General features: G+C 51.0%; 9 protein-coding genes. 6 read left to right on the top strand and 3 right to left on the bottom strand.

The window, feature by feature from the left end; all coding sequences use genetic code 11:
• Window positions 1-5 precede the first annotated feature (5 nt).
• Window positions 6-2,135 carry an EAL domain-containing protein gene (locus FDW97_RS22460; RefSeq protein WP_223851218.1) on the bottom strand — a complete coding sequence of 710 codons (2,130 nt, stop codon included), beginning with the start codon at window positions 2,133-2,135 and terminating at the stop codon, window positions 6-8.
• Between the two features lie 672 nt (window positions 2,136-2,807).
• Here FDW97_RS22460 and FDW97_RS22455 point away from each other — a divergent pair.
• Genes FDW97_RS22455 through lapD form a run of 5 tightly spaced genes read left to right on the top strand, consistent with a single transcriptional unit; the run spans window position 2,808 to window position 9,432 of the window.
• Window positions 2,808-5,000 carry a bifunctional diguanylate cyclase/phosphodiesterase gene (locus FDW97_RS22455; RefSeq protein ID WP_137351645.1) on the top strand — a complete coding sequence of 731 codons (2,193 nt, stop codon included), beginning with the start codon at window positions 2,808-2,810 and terminating at the stop codon, window positions 4,998-5,000.
• On the top strand, window positions 4,993-5,916 hold the full coding sequence (locus tag FDW97_RS22450; protein ID WP_137351644.1) for an amino acid ABC transporter substrate-binding protein: 924 nt from the start codon (window positions 4,993-4,995) through the stop codon (window positions 5,914-5,916). Before FDW97_RS22455 ends, FDW97_RS22450 begins: the two co-directional genes overlap by 8 nt.
• Window positions 5,900-6,793: a transporter substrate-binding domain-containing protein gene (locus FDW97_RS22445; protein ID WP_087856247.1), complete on the top strand. Its 894-nt coding sequence runs from the start codon at window positions 5,900-5,902 to the stop codon at window positions 6,791-6,793. The genes FDW97_RS22450 and FDW97_RS22445 overlap by 17 nt, the downstream gene beginning before the upstream one ends.
• A gap of 5 nt (window positions 6,794-6,798) precedes the next feature.
• Complete coding sequence (gene lapG / locus FDW97_RS22440) at window positions 6,799-7,488, top strand: cysteine protease LapG (RefSeq protein WP_369711622.1); 690 nt, start codon at window positions 6,799-6,801, stop codon at window positions 7,486-7,488.
• A gap of 9 nt (window positions 7,489-7,497) precedes the next feature.
• Window positions 7,498-9,432 (top strand): cyclic di-GMP receptor LapD, encoded by a 1,935-nt coding sequence (gene lapD / locus FDW97_RS22435; RefSeq protein ID WP_137351643.1) that lies wholly within the window; start codon window positions 7,498-7,500, stop codon window positions 9,430-9,432.
• 73 nt (window positions 9,433-9,505) lie between these two features.
• On the opposite strand, the gene FDW97_RS22430 is transcribed toward lapD, so the two are convergent.
• Window positions 9,506-9,772, bottom strand: a complete 267-nt coding sequence (locus FDW97_RS22430; protein ID WP_042311152.1) for a hypothetical protein — start codon at window positions 9,770-9,772, stop codon at window positions 9,506-9,508.
• A 66-nt stretch (window positions 9,773-9,838) separates the two neighbouring features.
• Complete coding sequence (locus FDW97_RS22425) at window positions 9,839-18,928, bottom strand: retention module-containing protein (protein ID WP_137351642.1); 9,090 nt, start codon at window positions 18,926-18,928, stop codon at window positions 9,839-9,841.
• A gap of 332 nt (window positions 18,929-19,260) precedes the next feature.
• Here FDW97_RS22425 and FDW97_RS22420 point away from each other — a divergent pair, with 332 nt between their 5' ends.
• Window positions 19,261-20,604, top strand: coding sequence for a TolC family outer membrane protein (locus FDW97_RS22420; protein WP_121529486.1), 1,344 nt, complete (start codon window positions 19,261-19,263; stop codon window positions 20,602-20,604).
• The last annotated feature ends 54 nt before the right edge of the window (window positions 20,605-20,658 follow it).

Here is a 20,658-nt window from a genome sequence, read left to right as displayed (position 1 = left end):
CCCTGCTATTCCAACGTGAGCAATGGCGTAGGTTTGCCAATGTGATATCCCTGTAACCACCCAACATTCATTTTTTCCAGACATGCCTGAATATTGGCGTTTTCGACAAATTCGGCGACGACCTGCATATTTTTCATTTCAGCGACACGGCAGAATGACTCGACGATGTAGTAGCTGATCTCGCTTTCGGTGATCCGTCGAATAAAAGAACCGTCTATTTTCAGAATGTCTGCTTCGATATTCATCAAGCGCGCATGACTGGCAAATCCGGTACCAAAGTCATCAATCGCCACGCGACATCCCAACTGACGTATTAAGCTCAGGGTTTCCACGGTTTGTTCTTTATCTGATAATGTATCCGCTTCGGTTATCTCAAAAATAATCCGCTGCGGCTCCACAGCGTAATCGTGCAGAAGCTGAGTGATTCTGGACACGATATTTGAACGACACACCGTGACTGGTGCCAGGTTAATGGCAAAACAGCGCTGCGGATGGGTGCGCATGAACTTTAGGGTGTTTTCGATAACCCAGAGATCGATATCCGGCGCCAGCCCCGCATCATGGGCAACCGGCAGAAAGCTGTTTGGTGGAATAAATTCCCCCCGTTCGTTGAGCATACGGATCAATATTTCATGATACGGCGCTTCGCCATGGGTACTGACTATCGGCTGGGCCATCAGAACGAAGGCATTATTATCCAGCGCATTTTGCAATGCGGTACGGATTTCAGTTTTATCAACGATGTGGTTGCCAAGGACCCGGCTATGCTGCGCTTCGAGGTTTTCCGGCCTGCCGTTGGTCAGGGATAAGCCGGCGACCATGCCGAGCTTACCCACCAGCTGGTAGATATCATCGCTATGATCGTTAATCAGGCAGTAGCCCAAACCACTGCGAAAACCCAGCCGGTGATTGTTGTAGAAGAGACGAAAACTATTGGCAGCCTGGTACAGGTCGCATAACCGCTCGCAGGTCCCATTTTCCAGGCGGATAAGCAGATCATAACCCGCGTGATAATAGACCTTCTCGCTTTTGATCAAATGACTCCTGAGATGCTCAGCAAGGATCTTCTGGTAGCGGGCGCGAAAATGAAAACCATAGCGGCGTGAAAAGAGCTCCAGTTCGGGGATCTGTATCAGGCATACCGTCGCCCCCTCAGTGGTAAACAACTCCGTCTTCAGAGCACGCAGGTTCGCCATGCCCGTCATCGGGTCAGTCAGACCCAACAGCAGGACCTGGTTAAACCGCTGACGGGTAAATTTTGCCAGCGCTCCCATGATCACAATGGTGAGTGAAAAGACAAAAATAAGGGTGGAAACCAGCGCCTGATGCAGCATGAAATTGATGTCGCTGGCGATATAGCTGTCGTTATGTTTGCCTAAAATAATCAGTACGACTGTCCACACCAGCATGGTGAACGAGTGACCAATCTTAATCGCCCCCCACAGCATCAATGGAAATAACAGGATCAGGCTATAGAAAGAAAAAAAGATGTTCGGACTGTGCGGTGACGTCAAACAGAACATCAGTGAAATCAGCAAAATACACCAGATGCTGACGCCAAAGGCGGTGATATTCCCTTTACACTGAAAGACAATCGCTCTGATAAAGGTCAACAGGTAAGACGGTCGACGAATGATGCGATAAATTTTGTAGAAAAAGGGGATGCCCGTCAGGCAACCGTTGATGATCCCCTGAATACGTACCAGCATCTCCAGGCTCATAACCGGAATATTGTCCACATCCGGGCGATGACCATGGGTGACGAACGCGGCAAAAATCCTGCTGAATAACAGATAGAGCAGGATGTTAAAGCCGCATAGCCAAATCAGGCGGCTCAGGCTGATTTTTATACGGCCAAAACTTGCGCAGCTGCGTCTGCCCGTCACGTTGCGATAAGCGGCATAGCTCAAGGTTGAGGCCATAACCAGACACAGCGCATCCACCCGCTCGCTTTGTGGCCCCACTACGAACATCAAGGCGAGAAACAGAATAAATCCCGGCAATACCCGAAAACCAAACAGAACCAATGCGGCGGAAAATACGGCGAGTTTGAGATCGTAAACTGTTAAAATATTATTATTGAGAAGACAATAGCCGTTAAGATATTGTGCCAGTGGATATAACAGGCCAGGCAAAGCAAGTGGCAGGCACCATTTTTGAATGCTTTTTGCTGTGTGAGTATTTATTATCGCGTCCAAATCAATTTATCCGCTATGCACTATACCAATAGGACTTTAATCCAGACTCGAATGTCACAAACAAATCCTTTTGGGTCAGTCGCTGAACCATAGCAAAATTGTCAACATTGACCGCGCACTGAGAAAATAAAGTTAGGCTCTATATTGAAGCGAGCATCTTATTCATATCAGATCAGGAAATAAATACTCATTAATAGACAAAAATGGACATCCCGGCGGGATGAAACTACAGCACACTCACTTAATAGCATAGCTAATTCATTGATGCCAAATATAAAAACCACACCTTACTGACCACTTCACCACACCTCCAACCAGTACAAACAAAAAACACGCCTTGTCGTTTTAATGCCAACATTAATATCCTGGATGAGGCATAATGAAAAATGTATTTTTATGAACACTTTTGCCTGTTGACGATAAGCACAGCGTTATCTATATTCGCATACCGTTATTGTTGTCATTACTCATCCTGGTTCAATGTTAGTTATTTGTTACGTCATTACGTTTCACATCTTTCATCTACTTATTTGCAACAATAATATCCCATTAAGAAATAACAGAAATAAATTTAGCATCGCATAATCAATTCAGGAATTAACATAATCCGTGGCAAAGTCTCTGTTTTCCCTTAAAGCAATAAAAGGGTGGCAACATTCCATCACTGGCAAAATAACGCAATTCTTGCTGGTGGGTATCGTTATTGCTTTTAGCGCTGGCGCCTTTACCAACTGGAGCCTGATAGACAGCTTTTCTTATCAACAGTGGGTGCAGCGCGCTGAGGCGAATGCGCAGATTATGACCTACATTATCCGCAGCGTGTACACCACCGTTTCGGTTGAAACCAGCGATGCCGGGCAGATCTCCCGCATCGTCTCCGACAGACAACTTGGCGATACCGACTCCATTCTGCAAACGGGTTATAACCCGGTAGACGTCCTGGCGTTGGCATCAGTGCAGACGCACAGCCCCACCTGGCTGTTTCTCTATACGCCGGAAAAAGGGTATGTTGGGATTAACAACAAGTCTGAAAATGGCGAAGGAATTATCTCCTTCTCTGGTCGTTTGCCGCGCGATGTGCTGGTCAATTACTATGTTGGCTTCGCCCAGATCAATGGCGAAGAGTGTTTCATCAGCGCCGTCCCGATATTGACGCCTTCCGGCGAGATCCTCGGGAGCCTGATAAGCAGCATCGGTAAAAAAAGTGAGTTGTACGCTACCTACGATGCGATGCTGAAAAAGAGCTGTATCATTTTCGTCCTGATTTTGCTGGTGACGCTGGCGCTGGTTACGCTGTTTATGCGCCGCTTATTCCGACCGGTTCCGCTGCTGATCAACTCCCTCACCCGTATTGCCCATGAAGAGACCGACTGCATTACCCCTTATCTTGATCAGGACGATGAAATTGGGCATCTCGCAGGAGCGATTGAGAAATTGCGCGTCGCCATGAAAGAGCGCGGTTATCTGCAACGCATGCATGAAATGTCGCAAAAGATGGAGCATATGGCCCATCATGATTCACTAACCGGCTTACCCAACCGCGTTTCGTTTGGCCAGGCGTTAGATAAGCGCGTCAGTGAAATTCATCTGGATGAAAAACCGTTCAACCTGCTATTGATTGACCTCGACAATTTCAAACCGGTCAACGATACCTTCGGCCATAAAGCCGGGGATGAACTGTTAATTAGCGTGGCCCAGCGCCTGCAATTGCTGCTCGGCCCTGACGATATCGCGGCGCGTCTGGGCGGTGATGAGTTCGCCATCCTGCAACATGTCAGCGACAACGCCATCAGAGAGGCGAATCGTCTGGCAAAACGCATTATTCGTGCGCTGAGTACCCCATTCACCTGGAGCACACATACTTTTTCCATCAGCTGTAGCATCGGTATCACCACCGCGCCATATCAGGGAAACAATACCTCGACACTGATGATCAATGCCGATCTTGCTATGTATGCCTCTAAGCATCATGGCCGCGGCTGCTTCCATTTCTTTGAAGACGGCATGGTGATGAAGCAGACCCACAGCCTGTTTATTAATCAGGAAATTATTGATGGTATTGATAACAAGGAGTTCGAACTTCACTACCAGCCAATCATAAACCTGGCAGATGAAAGCGTGTATGGGTATGAATCGCTGATCCGCTGGAATCATCCCAGCAAGGGACTGATTTACCCAGATTATTTTATCAGCATAGCCGAAAGTTCCGGCCTGATTGTGCGTTTAGGTGAATGGATTATTCGTCAGTCCTGTGAAGCGGCGGCTAAATGGCCGGAGCGCACCAGAATTGCCGTCAATATATCGGCCTACCAGTTGCACAGTCCGGGGCTGGTTGATGTGATCAAAGACGCCTTACGCATCAGCCAACTCGCGGCAGATCGCCTTGAAATAGAAATCACCGAATCCGAGAAACTGGATAGATCAATCGCCTTACCCGTACTGCAAGAGATCCGCGCTATGGGCATCGAAATCGCCATGGACGATCTGGGTACCGGGTATGCGGCGCTGGATTACCTGCTGATTTATCCTTTCACCCGCATCAAGATCGCCCGCACGTTGGTCGATAAACTCCAGCAGGATAATGCCAGCCAGTATTTGATTGTGATGCTGATTCAGTTTGCCCATAAGTACAATATGTCGGTCACTGCTGAAGGGGTGGAGACCGCGCAGCAGCGCGACATCCTGCGCGACATAGAGTGCCAGAATGTTCAGGGCTATTTCTTTAGCTATCCGCTTCGCGAACGTGAGGTGCTTTCCGCGTTTGCCGAAGAGGTTATTGAAGAAGGTCTGAGCAATGCCTGACATCTTTCGCCTGGCAAAACGCCTGCTGATGATGGTGGTGCTGCTGGCAGTGGCTACGCCATGCATGGCAGATAAGCAACTGCATACGCTGGAACAGATCGCCAGCAAGAAAACCATTACCCTTGGCTATCAGGATGATGCGTTTCCCTTCTCCTGGCAAAATGGAAATACCCCTGTGGGCTACTCCATTGATATCTGCAACAGTATCGTCAGCGCGCTCAAGACCAAACTCCAGCTAAAAAACCTGAAAATAGAGTGGGTAAAAGCCAATTCAGCATCGCAGTTTGTGCTGATTAAAAACCACATGGCAGACATCATGTGCATACCTGCCTTTTATTCACAAAGCCGCCACAGCATGAGCGAGTTCTCCCTGCCGTTTTATTTTTCGAGCACCCGCTTTGTGATGCGTAAAACCGAAAGCAGCGACAACCTGGCTAAGCTTTCTGGACATAGCGTACTGGTAAAAAGCGGTACGATTTACGTTGAGCAACTGCAAAAAGTGAATGCCGCGAATGATCTGGATATTAATATTCAACTCGACACCAATAATATTACGGCCTTCAACGAACTGAAGAACGGGGAGTATTCAGCACTGATCTCCAGCACGGTATTACTCAAAGGGATGATTGCTCAAACACCAAACCCTGAGGAGTATGCGCTGTCAGATATTGCACTCAGCGCCCCGCTACCAGCGGGCCTGTTGCTCCCGTTACATGATAAAGAATTTAAAGAGTTTGTTGATGGCACGTTGTCTTCTCTGATGACCAGCAACGACTTTACTGCGCTGTACAATAAATGGTTTCAGTCACCGATTCCGCCGAAATCCATCAATTTAAACATTCCCATGTCAGATAACCTGAAAGCACTAACGGCTGCTAAAAAGAAGATCAGTTTTGATTATGAAAAATATAATTAATCGTGAAATGGCAAGGGTGAAACGTACGGTGCAATGGCTGATCCTACTGGCAGGTATCGTCATCTCTCCTGCGCTGATGGCTCAGCAAAACGCCGCGACGCTCGACCATATTCAGAACAGCAGCGTGCTAAACGTGGGCTATCGCCAGTTACCGCCATTTTCATTTACCGACAACAATGGCAAGGTCACGGGTTATACCATTGCGGTATGTAACATGATTGCCGATAAGTTGCGCCAGTATCTTAAGCTCAATAGCTTAACTATTCATTATATTCCCGTGAGCTTCGGGGAACGCTTTACCGCATTAAACACGCGCAAAATTGATATGGACTGTAGCGTAAATACCAATGCGCCGGAGCGGATATCCAGCGTCTCATTTTCTCTCAACTATTACATCGCAAAAATGCGCATCATTGCGTTACGTAAAAATAATATCCACTCGATTGTCGATCTTAAAGGCCGCACGGTGAGCCTGCCTGGAAGCTCAAAAGATTTGCTGGAGTTTAATAAAGCCAACAGAGAGCAGCATCTTAATATTTCGACAATTACTACCACCACGATAAACGGTGCGTTTGACAAGATGGCGCATAATGAGGCCGCCGCCTTATTCCTTGATGATGTTCTGGCCTGGCCGTTGATTAAGGATAGCGAGCAACCGGAACTGTTCAGCGTGTCGGCACAGAGCATCGGCAATGATATGCACTATGCCATTATGATGAGGAAAAACGATCCGCAGTTCGTGACGTTTGTTAACAGCACGCTGAAAGATTTCTTCGCCTCACCGATCAACGCGCAGTTACGCAAAAAGTGGCTGTCTCCCTGGTCCTGCGAAAAGATGAAAATCCCATCGCCAGGTAGCTGTCAGCATAGTAATTGAACACTATCAGCCGCTCTTTACACCACCGCCTGCTGCGCCTGTGGAAAATCCCCGGGGTGCTGCTGTTGCTATTGACCGTCCATTCGCTGCGCGCCGCCTGGGATTTTGCCAGCATCCAGCAGAAATCCGATGCGCTTTACGGCCCCGCAAGCCCGCAAGCGCAACGGCGGATCAACGCCTGGCAGCAGTTGTTGCTCCAGTTGCGTAATGCAGACGAACAAACACAATTACACGCCGTAAACCAATTTTTTAACGATAAGCTCCGTTATACCGAAGATATTGACGCCTGGCATGACGTCGATTACTGGGCAACCCCCATTGAATCACTGCGCAAAGGTGAGGCGGATTGTGAAGACTACGCGATCGCTAAATATTTCACTCTTCGCCAGTTGGGCATCTCCGAAGACAAACTGCGTATTACCTATGTTAAGGCCATGCGCTATAACCGGGCGCATATGGTGCTGACCTGGTACCTCACGCCTGAAGCGATTCCTCTGGTACTCGACAGCCTGACCAATACCATTTCACCGGCCACCCAGCGTATGGATTTATTACCCGTTTACTCCTTTAACAACACTGGCCTTTGGCTTCCGGGCAATCAGAACAATAAGCGCGTTGGCGACAGCAAGAGACTTTCTCGCTGGCAGCAAGTTTTCATCAAAATGCGGGAAGAGGGCTTCCCGATGGATAAATAGGAATCACCTGTGTCTCTTTTTAAACAGTTACTCCTGACAATCTCTCTCTTTATGATGGTTGTGTTTAGCGGCAATTTTATCGTGACGTTAGAAAGCTCTCGCGATCAGTCCAATAACCAACTCCTTTCACATGCCCAGGATGCAGCAACCGCGCTGGGCGTTTCGCTGACCCCCAACGTCAACGATCCGGCGATGATCGAGCTAATGGTTAGCTCCATTTTCGATAGCGGTTACTACAAAAAAATCCGTATCGTCGATCTGCAAAACGGCAAAACGATGCTTGAGCGCCGCGCGGCGGCGTCGATTCCCAATGTTCCCGGCTGGTTTGTTGATCTGGTGGATGTGACTCCGCAAACCGGCGAGGCGACAATTATGCGCGGCTGGCAGCAGGCCGCTCGTGTGGAAGTGACCAGCGATCCGATCTTTGCCGTACAGCGTCTGTGGGACAACACCCTGGGCAATCTGCTGTGGATGCTGTCCTGTAGTCTCGTCTGTTTAATCGCAGGCATTCTGCTGCTGCGCAAACTGCTGCGCCCGCTCAATTATCTGGCAAAACAGTCAGAAGCCATTGCCCGCCGCGAATTTCTGACGCTACAGGAACTGCCAAAAACACCGGAATTACGCCGCGTCGTTAACGCCATGAATTTGATGGCAGCGAAGCTCAAGTCGTTATTTGAAGAGCAAGCTGTCTATAGCGAACGTCTGCACAATGAAGCTTATCTCGACAGCCAGACCGGAATTGCCAACCGCCGCGCGTTCGATATGCAGTTTCAGGCGCGGCTAAGTGATGCCGATACGGCGCCAGGGTATCTGATGCTGGTTCGCGTTCAGGACTTAGGCGGTCTGAATCAGCGTTTTGGCGGCCCGCATACCGATAAGCTGTTGCTCAATATCGCCAACCTGCTGAACGCGCATAAAGAAAAATATGCCTCTCTCGACAGTACCCTCGCCCGCATTCGCGGCGGCGAGTTCGCCCTGCTCTGTCCGGGGGTTACGCACGGTGAAATGCTGGACATGGGCAATTCGCTGTGTCAGAAGCTGACGGCCTTTTATGCCACCGGTATGTCAGACCAACAGCCGGTCGCCTATACCAGCATGGTGCCATTCAGCGCCGGAGATAACGCCCAGTCATTGCTGATCCAGGCCGATCGCCTGCTGGTGGAAGCAGAAACACATACCGACCATCAGGTGGTTCCCACCACCGAGGTGCCAGCGGCTACCGAAGATCAGCATTTGTGGTTTGTTCGCCTTGAGCATGCGCTGGAAAATCAGCAATTCCAGTTGGTTTATCAACCCGTAGTGGATTGCCGCTCGCCCGACAAAATCCTGCATTACAAAGTGCTGTCGCGCATTATCGACGAACAGGGCAACACCATTACCGCCGGTCGTTTCCTGCCGTGGATCCACCGCTTTGGCTGGAGCCATCGCCTCGATAAAGTGATGCTGAAACTGACGTTGAACCAACTAAAAACTGCACCGGGGAAATTAGCGCTGAGTATTTCAGGCAGTTCTGTCGCCAGTGCGAACGCCATTGCTGACCTGCTCAATCCGCTGCGCTATTCACCGAAATTAGCCCATCAGTTGATTCTGGAGCTGGATGAAAATCAGCTCCCGGGACCACATCAGATGGCGGCATTTGTCAAAGCTGTAGGCCAGCATCGCTGCGCGCTCGGTCTGCAACACTTCGGCAGTCGCTTCAACATGATCGGTCATCTGTCGCAGTGGGGGCTTGCTTATCTGAAAATCGACAGCAGCTATATCCGCAATATTGATGAAGAAAATGATAAACGTTTGTTTATTGAAGTGTTGTGCAGCGCCACGCGCAGTATTGATTTGCCGCTGATTGCCGAACGTGTTGAAACACAAGGCGAGCTTAAGGTACTGCAGGAGTTAGGGATTGATGGCGCAATGGGTCAATTATTAGGTGAACCCGCGCCGTTGTGATAACAGCAGGCAGCCTGTATATCGCCGGATGGCGCTTCGCTTATCCGGCCTACAAGCCGGCTGCCTGCATCAACTAAAAAATACGGTCATCACTCCCAAGCAGTTGTTCTAACCCGCCAAGCTCCTGACGCGCGTTCGCGCGATTCATTAATTTAACCTGCGCCATCGGCGGAAGATCGGTAATGGCAATCACGCCTTTACGGATCAGCAGGTAAATCAGATCGTCGAGCACGCGGACCATCTCCAGGTCGCTTTTTTGCAGCATCTCTAACGTCTGTTGGGTGTCATTTTCAGCGTTTTTGCCAGCGCCTGCTGCCTGCGCGTGTGGTCCAGAATTCATATCAGTGTCTTTCATTTCGTATACCCTGATGCCGCTGCCCTGTTCGCACAGGGCAGCAAGCAACGGTTAGTGAGTCGGGTTGTGATCGGGTTTGGCTATCAGGTGATCCAACGAGTAGGTCGCAGAATGCAGATCGCCGCTTGCATGAGTAGACAGCGCAGTATCAATGCCATGCGCGACCTTCGCCGGACTGGCTATTTGATGGTGATCGCCGCCGCTTTGAATGTACTTCGCAATATCCACGCCTTCGTGCAGTTCACGCGCCAGATCGCTGAGATCGACTTTATCGAGCACAGCCTTCGCCCTATCGTCAGCGCTCAACACGGCAGTTGCCTGCCCGTGTCCGGTCGCGGCTGGCGCATAAGACAGAGATAATGCGTTGTCATCGAACAGGTTGTGCAGCGCGTGCTGCATCGCGGCATGATTTCCTTTATCCGCCGTATGCCCTTTGTGTGGTGCCGGATCATCCATCGTCACATTCAGCGTTTGCGTATACGGCGTAATATTGCCGTGGTCATCATGCGCCTCAACCAATACGCATACGCGGTTATGGCCTGCCCGGAACGCTGAGGTCTCGGCCTCAATGTCATAGGTCAGCCCATGACTGCCCTGATGAAGAATCGCATCGTACTGATGCCCATTTACCAGCGCTTTAATATGCTCCCCATAATGCACATCACCGCTCACGCTGCCGGTGATATGGGTGATAGTCCCCTGTGCTTCCGCACGTGAAATATGGTTGTCCCCGGTGAGTTTATCCACGATAAGCGTGGCGTCTGCCTGTTGATCCACAGCATAGGTGTGGGACGTTGTCTTTGAATACGGGTTGCCTGGCGCATCATGACCGTTGACCTCAACCGAGAACGCGGTGTTCGCTTTCATGACATCGCTGTCTACATCGACATGATAAACCCGCTCACCATTCCCCAACGTATCTACCGAACCAGTATATTCATGACCACCAATCTTTAATTTGATCGAATCCCATACATCCACATCGCCGCCAAGATGCCCGGTTACCCTCACCGTCGTTCCCTGAAGTTCCTGCTGGTTCAGGACGTTATCCTGGGTGACGCTATCAATATCCATCGTTCCTGCAGCGGTCCTGTCGATCGTGATGGTCTTATCGGTATGGATCTCATCACGGTTACCTGCATCATCATGGGCGGTGACGTGAGCGGTTATTTTTTGATCGTGAGTCAGGTCAACCGTACTGGCATCTACGCTAAATACCTTCTGCCCGCCGCTGTTTTTCACATCAGCCACCAGATCTTTACCGTTAACCGTAATGGTCACCCGATCGCCAACATCCACGTCTCCGGTCACATAACCGCTGATAGTGGTTTTCGCATGCTGAGTTTCCTCGTTATTCAGCACATCATCGACTGACACTTTATCCAGCACGATGCTGGCATCAACCTGCGTATCGATAGTGACCGTTTTGTCGTTCACGGCATGCATTGGGTTCAACGCCGAATCCTGCCCTTCTACGCTGACGTGAATATTCGGGTCATTTTGCAGCCCGACCGTACTCACCATCGCTTTGTAGCCCAGTTGCCCGTTCATATGCGGCAGCTCAATGACACGCGTATGTACTGTGACGCCATTGACGAGAATGGCGACTTTATCACCGAGATGCACGTCGCCATCCACCGTACCACTCACCTCAACGCTACCCGCTTTCACTTCATCAGCATTGATAATATCGTCGCCGCCGACGGTGTTGATGGTCACGCTGCCGCTTGCCGATTTATCAATCGCATAGCTCTGCGTGAAGCTGGCGGACTGCACGTTGCCGTGATCGTCATATCCTGAGACTGTCGCGACAATCGCGCGATCGGCCAACAGGTCTTTGGTGTAAATATCGACGCAGTAGCGATGGTTATTATCGACAGTCGCCGCATAAGGGTTTCCGTTAACCGTCAGCGTTACCTTATCGCCCGGGTGCACATCTCCGGATACCGACCCCGTTACTGTCATCTTAGGTTGCAGCGATTCCCGCGCGTTCAGCACATTGTCACCGGCAATGTTATCTATCGTCACGCCAGCATTAGCGCTCAGATCGACCACGACATGGCTGCTGGCAGAGGCGCTACCCAGGTTGCCGTTATCATCCGTTGCCATGACCGTCGCGATAATATCCGGGTTATTGTGCAGATCGTTAATACTGACCTTCGTCGACCAGGCCAGGTGACCATGTTTATCATCATGCACGACCGCAGTCAGCGTATTGCCATTGACCTGCAGACTCACCACGCTGCCATCGTGGATCCCTTCGCCGCTGACCGTGCCGCTGACGGTCGTTTTTCCGCTTTGCGCCTCAGCAGCATTGATAACATCATCACCGGCGATCTTATCCATCGTTATCTGCAGCGGGTTATCCGTATCGACGGTGATGGTTTTCTGCACCGTATCTGTGGCTGTCCCAGCCGTGATGGAGACATCAAACATCGGATGCGCCTGCAGTTCGCTGGTCGGCACATCAACCTCATATGCCAACTGTCCCGGCATCGTCGGGAGGCTCATAACATGTCCGGTGTACTGCACATGATTGATGGTGACAATCACTTCGTCCCCGGACTGCACGTCGCCGCTGACCAGGCCACGGATTGCCGTTGTCGCCTTTTGCGCTTCATCGTGGTTGAGAACGTCATCGCCCGCCACCTTATCAACGGTAAGATGCACGGTCGGTTGGTGAGGTTGCGTGGTTCCTGTTCCCGTTGTCGTCGGGGTGTGCATACTAAAAGGCGTATTGGCAGGCGTATAAGTCTGGGTTACCCACGGGAGATCGATAAATTTATGCTCTACCGCTGTCGCCGTGTTGCCGTGATCGTCATGGGTGGTGATGGACACGGTGATATTCCCGTTGTTATTCCAATCCTGAGAAAGAATATCCAGCGTGTAACCCAGTTGCCCATCAGGGAGGGTAATAACATGCGTTTCAAGATGCGTGTTGTTACCCACATCAACGGTAACCAAATCATTAAGCTTCGCGTCCGGGGTAACATGCCCGGTTACCGTCACAAATTCCGGGCGGTTTCCAGCGGGTAGCGCCCAGCCTCGCCAGCTCAACGCAGAATCAATCGTAATCCCGGCATCGGCAACGGTATCAACCACCACAGGCATGTCATCGTGCCCGTGTGCAATATTGCCGGCGTCATCTTTGGCCGTCACTTCGGCATGAATATGCGGATCCATTAGTAGATCCAGAGTCGACACCTTAGTGCTGAAAGCCCGCTGGCCGTTGTGATCTTCCACCTGCGCATAATAGATCTGATGATTGATGGTGAGTTCAACCGTATCACCGATTTTGACATCGCCTCCCACCGTACCCGTAACCGTCGTTTGCGGATTCAGGGCTTCGTCGTGGTTAATCACCGCATCACCACTATCGGTGACGATCGGATCGATATGAACAATCGCGTCAATCTGGTCATCGATAATCACGGTGCTGTGCGCATCTGCCGTAGCGTTATTTCCTGCCGCATCAGTGGTGGTGATGGTTGCGGTGATATGCGGATCGTTTTGTAGCCATTGCGTATCCACGCCAATGGAATACCCCAGGGTTCCCAGATTGGGCAGGTTTGTCACCGTCGCATCAACCATATGGCCGCCGATATTCAGGTGCACCACATCATTAACCCTGGCATCGCCGCCCACCGTACCGCTGACGATCGTCGTCGTTTGTCCCAATTCGATCTTATTCAATACATCGTCGCCCGTTACCGGATCGATGGTGATTGAGGCCAGCGCTTGCGCGTCCAGCGTAACCGTATGATGCGCTGTAATTTGCGCATGGTTCAGGGCATCGTCCGTGATATCCATGGTGACGCTGATATGCGGATCGGCGACCAGATCGGCCGTCGCAACGGGAACGTGGAATCCCATTTGTTGATTACCGCGATCCTCTACCACACCGGAATAGGTATGGCCGTTGATGGTCATAACCAACGGATCGCCGGGGTGAACTTCCCCGCTCACCGTCCCGCTCACCATCGTATAGCCATGCATCTGCTCAGCAAGGTTCAGGGTATTATCCGGCGTCACGGCATCAATGGTTATCTGCGCATCCACACGGGTATCGATAATCACTGTGGTTTCTGCATTGGCCGTCGCCGGGTTGCCCGCGCCATCGGTGGTGCTGACCGTCGCGGTCAGATGCGGATCGGAGATCAGATCGGCGGTACTGACTTTAATGCTATAGCCGAGAACGCCGCCTCCGGTATCGCTCACTTTTCCCGTCAGGACGTGGCCATTCACGGTGAGATAAACGACGTCATTTACATGAACATCCCCAGCCACTTTCCCGGTTACATACGTGAATGATTGTTTTGATTCATCACCATTAATCATATTGTCGCCAGTGACGGGATCCATCGTCAGCATGGCTTTGGCATGTAAATCAACCAGCAGGTCGTGCGTTATCTCCGCTTGCTGGAAATTATGCACATTATCTTCACCGACTACACGAGCAACGATATGCGGGTCTTTGACCAGATCGCGGCTCAGAACGTCCAGCTTATATCCCAGCGCATTGTTATTTTCCGGGAGTGCCTGCGCGGTTGTTTCGTAGGTATGACCGTTGACGATGACCTGAACTTTAGCGCCCGCGTGTACATCGCCGGACACCGTGCCCATCACCTCAGTGAGATGTTTTGCTGCTTCTGCGCCGTTGAGCTTGTCATCGCCCGCTACCGTATCAACGGTGATTCCCGCCCCGGCATGATTATCAATATGCACCACACGGGTTGCGGTGGTTATAACCTCATTTTCCACCGCATCGTGAGAGGTAACCGTGACCTTAACGGACACATTTTTATCCTGGAGCCCCTTATTATCACTGAACGCCGTTGAATCAACGGGGACTTGATAGCCCAGATGCCCGCCACCAAGGTCGATGACCTTGCCGTTAAACGTCTGGTGATTGATCTCAACGATCACCGCATCGCCAGGCTGCGCGTCCCCTCCCACCTTACCGCTGATGAGTTGCATCGGCGTATCCAGCTCCTGGTGGTTAAGGTTGTTGTCGTCAGTAACGTTATCAATAGCCACGGTGCTGTGCGCCTGGGTATCCAGCGTGACGGTTCGATGCTCCACCGCAACCGCCTGATTGCCCGCAGCGTCGTGGCTGACCAGCGTGACCATTACGTCGTTGCTGCCTTCCTGCAGCACACCCGTTGGTACAAACACTTCGTAGCGCAGAACGCCGTGATCGTTAACCACTGTGCCGCTAAAGTCCTGATTTTGCCCCTGCACGTGAACAGTCACCACGTCACCCGCTTTGGCATCCAGACCTTTCGCGATACCGCTAATCAGCGTCGGCATGCGGGTTTCAATGGCGTTTATCACGTCATCGGACGCCACCACTGCGGTCGTCACCACGTTTTTAGCAAAATTATCGATATGCACTTTATGGCTGTCAGTCGCGATGGCAAGGTTACCCGCCGCATCATGCGAGGTGACCGTGACGTGTACGTCGACATCCGTCAGCACATGAACGCTGTTGTTCGCAAACGCTGATGAGTCCACATCAATACGGTAACCCAGCTTCCCCTGACCAAGGTCAATGACCTGACTCTCGTACTGATGACCATTAACCACCAGTTGGTTCGGGTCGCCGACCTTCGCATCTTCCCCCTCGACACTGCCCGTAATGCGCTGTGTCGCCGCGGACAGTTCCTGGTAATTGATGACATTGTCCGTGGCAATGTTATCCAACGAGATAGCGTTATGCGCATGCGTATCGAGGGTGATAATACGGTGCGATTCACTGGTCACCGCGTTGCCCAGCGCGTCATGGCTGAGCAGTGTTGCGACCACCGCATTCTTACCTTCATGCAGAGTTCCATGCGGCAAAACCACTGCGTAGCGTAACTGACCATTATCGTTGATCACCGTGCCGCTAAAGTCCTGTCCTCGTACGCTGATGGTCACCGCATCGCCAACTCTGGCATCGCCCCCCGCCACGATACTCACAATGGTGGGCATGCGATTTTCGTTGGCATTCACCACATTGTCCGTCGCTACCGCATCAATTTTGAGCGTGTTTTCCGCATAGTTATCGATATGAACTTTATGCGTATCGGTGGCGATGGCCAGGTTTCCCGCCGCATCATGAGAGGTGACCATCGCGGTAATATTCACATTCGTCAGAACATGGCCGTTGTTATCGGCAAATGCAGAAGAGTCCACATCGATGCGATAACCCAGCTTACCGCGGCCAAAATCAACCACCTTACCGCTGTACTGATGCCCATTTATCGCCAGTAAGACCGGATCGTTGACCTTCGCATCCTCACCGCCAACAAAACCGGTAATCGTCTGTTTAGCCGCAAGCAGTTCCTGGTAATTCAGCGCATTGTCTGCAGTGAGGTCATGTATGCGGATAGTATTATGCGCCTGCGTGTCTAACGTGATGGTGCGGTGTGCCAGCGCGGTAACTTCATTTCCCACCGAGTCATGACTGACCAACGTCACCACTACGTCGTTTGTACCTTCCTGTAAGGCCGTCTTCGGCAACGCGACTTCGTAGCGCAACTGCCCGTTATCATCAACGATTGTTCCGGCATAGTTTTGCCCATGGACGCTGACGGTGACCGCATCGCCCGCTTTAGCATCACCACCAGCGTCCCCGCTAATTAGCGTTACCATACGGTTTTCAATGGCGTTGACCACATCGTCCGTCGCCACAGCATCGATACTGACCTGATTGGTGGCGAAGTTATCAATGTGCACGCTGTGGGTGTCGGTGGCGATCGCCAGGTTACCCGCCGCATCATGAGAGGTGACCGTGACCTTCACGTCCACGTTACCGTCGACCGGCACGCTGTTGTCAGCAAAGTCTGCAGTGTTTACCGTGATACGGTAGCCCAGCGCATTGTGGCCTAAATCGATAACCTCCCCGCGGTACTGGTGACCGTTGATCTCCAGTTGTACCGGATCGCCAGGTTTAGCATCTTCATTGCTGCCAATGGCGCCGGAGATGACCTGGTTACGTGTGTACAACTCACTACGATTCAGGGTGTTATCACTATCTACATCATTGATTGTCAGCGAGTTATGCGCCTGAGTGTCGAGCGTGACGGTACGGTGCGCGAGCGCGGTGACTTCGTTACCCGCCGCATCGTGGCTGACCAGCGTTACCACCACATCGTTTTTACCTTCCAGCAACGTTCCTTTCGGTAATGCCACTTCATAGCGCAACTGACCGTTATCATTGACTACCGTTCCGGCATAGTTTTGCCCCTGTACGCTGACGGTGACCGCATCGCCCACTTTGGCATCACCGCCTGCCACACCGCTAATCAGCGTGGTCATGCGGTTTTCAATGGCGTTGACCACATCATCCGTCGCCACCGCGTCAATGTTGACCTGATTGGTCGCAAGATTATCAATGCGCACGCTGTGGGTGTCGGTGACGATCGCCAGATTGCCCGCCGCATCGTGAGAGGTAACAGTGACCTTCACTTCCACGTTACCATCAACCGGCGTGCTGTTATTGGCAAAGTCGGAAGCGTTAACCGCAATGCGATATCCCAGGCTGCCGTTGCCAAGATCAATCACCTGCCCGCTGTACTGATGATGATTAACCACCAGCTGTACCGGGTCGCCCACTCTGGCGTCTTCGCCGCTGACGGTTCCGGAAATCACCTGATTACGCATATACAGTTCGCTGCGGTTCAGGACGTTATCATCTGTCACGTTATCGATAGTCAGCGCGTTATGTGCCTGGGTATCCAGTACCACGGTACGGTGCGTCACGGCGATGGCCTCATTGCCTGGCGCGTCGTGGCTGACCAGCGTCACCTGCACCTCATTCGCGCCCTCTTTCAGGGTGGCTGAAGGCACCACGATCTCATAGCGTAGCTGCCCATGGTCGTCGAAAATCGTGCCATGAAACTCTTTGCCCTGAAGGGTCAGGATGACCGGGTCGCCCGCTTGCGCATCGCCGCTGGCGACGCCAGAAATGACGGTCGGCATACGAAACTCATTGGCATTGACGACATCATCATTCGCCACCGCGTCAATAGTCACGGCGTTTTGCGCGGATAAGTCAGTATCAACATGATGTTCGGTGGAAACCGTTGTGCGATTGCCGGCATCGTCGAAAGAGGTCAGCGTGGCGTGAATATTCGGGTCGTTCAGCAATCCCTGAGTCTGTACCGGAATGGTATAAATCAGAGCGCCATTACCCGGGTCAGTAACGACGCCGGTATATTCTTTACCATCAACCAATAAGGTAACGATATCACCTGGTTTGGCATCTCCGCCTGCACTCCCATGGATCATCGTCTGCGGCTGGCGTGACTCTGCGTAGTTGATGAGATTATCAGGGGTAACGCTATCGACCGTAATATCAATACGTGGTCCGGTGATATCAATCAGCGCATGATCGACACTTTCTGCCGTTCGTCCTGTGACATCGGTCGCTATTGCCACTACGGTTACATTTCCTGGCACTAATCCGTTAAGGTCGGTATTAATATTCCAGTGACCGTTATTCACCGGAACCTCAACGGTGAATGTGTTTTTTTGGCTATCTGTGAAGGTAAGTGTGACGTGATTTTGATTACTGGTGCCGCTTAAATGGGTCTGGTGAAATTCACTGTTGTTAATAAATCCGTCATTACCGGCAAACTCGGTAATTTGCACTTCAGGCGGGAAAACGTTCGCCGAGCCTGCTCCCCCCCCTCCAACCGGCAAATTGATCTCCCAGTTCGGGCTACCCAGACCTTTAGTATTAAAACCCGCTGTAGGATCAACCACCTGTCCGGTTAATTCAAGCTGAACCAGGGTGTGACCACCGCCACCGCCCTCAAGCTGTACCGGCGCGTCATTACCCGCCGCGGTGGCTTCCAGCACCTGCGTCGGGTCAGCGCCGTCGGCAATGGCTTTTTGTACGGCGGCAATATCCTGGGCATCATGCTCCGGATTATGGTTGACCTGTAGCCCGTGCTCGCCCCAATGGCTGTTACGGCCAATATCCAGCGTCTTCCCGTCTGGTAAAGAGAGACTCACCGCGCCGCTGGCGCCGGTCACAATTTCCTCACCGCTATATACTCTGTCGCCCTCATGAACAAGTCGTTGTGTGCCATTAGCATCAACAACGTATACCTGCCCAATGATTGCTTTGATCACACCGAGTAATTTGCTCACCGTAACCTCACTTAATTACCATCATTATTTTTATAAAATCGTTAATATATTAACGAACAAATATCACATTCATTTAATGTAAACATTAATATCTCAATGTAGAAAAAAACACATTTTAAAGAATGCAATTACATGAGACTTGACTGGCAAATGAATATAATAAAAAATAACCAAAAATAAAACACGATGTGACAAAACATGTCTGAGAATAGCTGACCATAGGCTTCAATTAAGACAATTTACCTTTGTTAATTAATATAACGTGTTTGTAAAAATGGATGATAGCGACGACAGCAGGATGTCATAACCGTGTCATATAAGGCATTCATGTCATGAAGAAGTTTTTAGTTTTTCTGCTTTCATGCTTTTCAATATCCTCAGTAAATGCAGAAGACTTACAAAATACCGTTAAAAACGCTTTAGCTAATCATCCTGAAGTTAATGCCGCAATAAATAGCCGTTATTCTTCAGAGCAAGAACTGCGGGCCGCTCAAGGTGGCTATTTACCCTCACTCAATTTAAATGCAGAGGCCGGACGCAAAAATGTTGATGATGCAACGACTCGCGCGGCAGGACGCAATAACGGTCTGACCCAGTCACCTAACGAAGCGACGCTGAGTCTTGAGCAAAATGTGTTTAATGGTTTTGCCACCTCCAGCGAAGTTGCACGGCAAAAAGCGACCGTTGACTCGCGCGCATGGAGCGTGATGAACACCAGCGAAAGTACCGCTTATGCGGTCATTCAGGCCTATTTCGACGTGCTACAACGCGAAGAGTTTGTTCGCCTTGCTGAGGACGATCTGGCGAACCACGAACGCATTTACGACCAGATAAAACTGCGTACCGATCAGGGGGTTGGGCGCTCCGGGGACTTTATGCAAGCCGAAGCGCGTCTGGCGCAGGCGCGTAATAACTTGCTGACCGAGCAGACGAATCTTGAAGACGCGAAAACCACTTTTGTCAGCGTGACGGGCATGGATCCGCAAGGTTTAAGCCTGCCCGAGAGTATTGACTCTCAGTTGCCCACCTCGCTGGAAGACGCCAAAAGTCGGATGGAAAAAAACAGTCCATTATTGAAATCCGCCAATGCGGATATCGACGCCGCGCATCAGCAGTATGAGGCCTCGAAATCAACCTTCTATCCGCGCGTGGACGTTGAGCTTTCCCGCGGGATTAGTAATAACACCGACACCACCCGCGCCCATACTGAAGAGTGGGAAGCAATGGTAAAACTGCATTACAACCTGTACCAGGGCGGTAGCGACAAAGCCAATATGAACTCCCGCGCGTATCTGCATAAACAGGCGCAGGACGTACGCAATAACACGCTACGCCAGCTGAATCAGGAGCTGCGCCTGGCCTGGACGGCGTTACAAAACGCACGCGCTCAGCTTCCTTCAGCGGAAGAATATGCCGACCGTAGCGTCAAAGTGCGCACCGCTTATCAGGATCAATTCAGTCTTGGCGAACGTACGCTGCTGGATTTGCTCGACAGTGAAAATGAAGTTTTTTCTTCTAAACGTCGCCTTGTTGAACTGCGTTATCTGGCGATGACCAGCGGCTACCGTATTAGCGAACGCACGGGTGAATTAATGAATATTCTAAAAATCACACCGCCGCCATCAGGACAACCGGTCGATTCACAACAAGAAAGTAGCTTACCGGATCTGCATTAATAATTATTAATCCAAAATAAATCTCTGACCTGCACGCTGATAATTAGCTTGCTA

Source organism: Citrobacter sp. wls708, assembly GCF_005281255.1.
GTDB classification, from domain to species: domain Bacteria; phylum Pseudomonadota; class Gammaproteobacteria; order Enterobacterales; family Enterobacteriaceae; genus Citrobacter; species Citrobacter werkmanii.
Note: the sequence above shows the minus strand (reverse complement) of the source record. Positions and strands in the feature narration are given on the sequence as shown.

Excerpts from the sequence above, each read along its gene's own strand:
- FDW97_RS22420 (WP_121529486.1), top strand. The coding sequence starts at position 19,261 with ATGAAGAAGTTTTTAGTTTTTCTGCTTTCATGCTTTTCAATATCCTCA.
- FDW97_RS22450 (WP_137351644.1), top strand. The coding sequence starts at position 4,993 with ATGCCTGACATCTTTCGCCTGGCAAAACGCCTGCTGATGATGGTGGTG.
- FDW97_RS22430 (WP_042311152.1), bottom strand. The coding sequence starts at position 9,772 with ATGAATTCTGGACCACACGCGCAGGCAGCAGGCGCTGGCAAAAACGCT.
- FDW97_RS22445 (WP_087856247.1), top strand. The coding sequence starts at position 5,900 with ATGAAAAATATAATTAATCGTGAAATGGCAAGGGTGAAACGTACGGTG.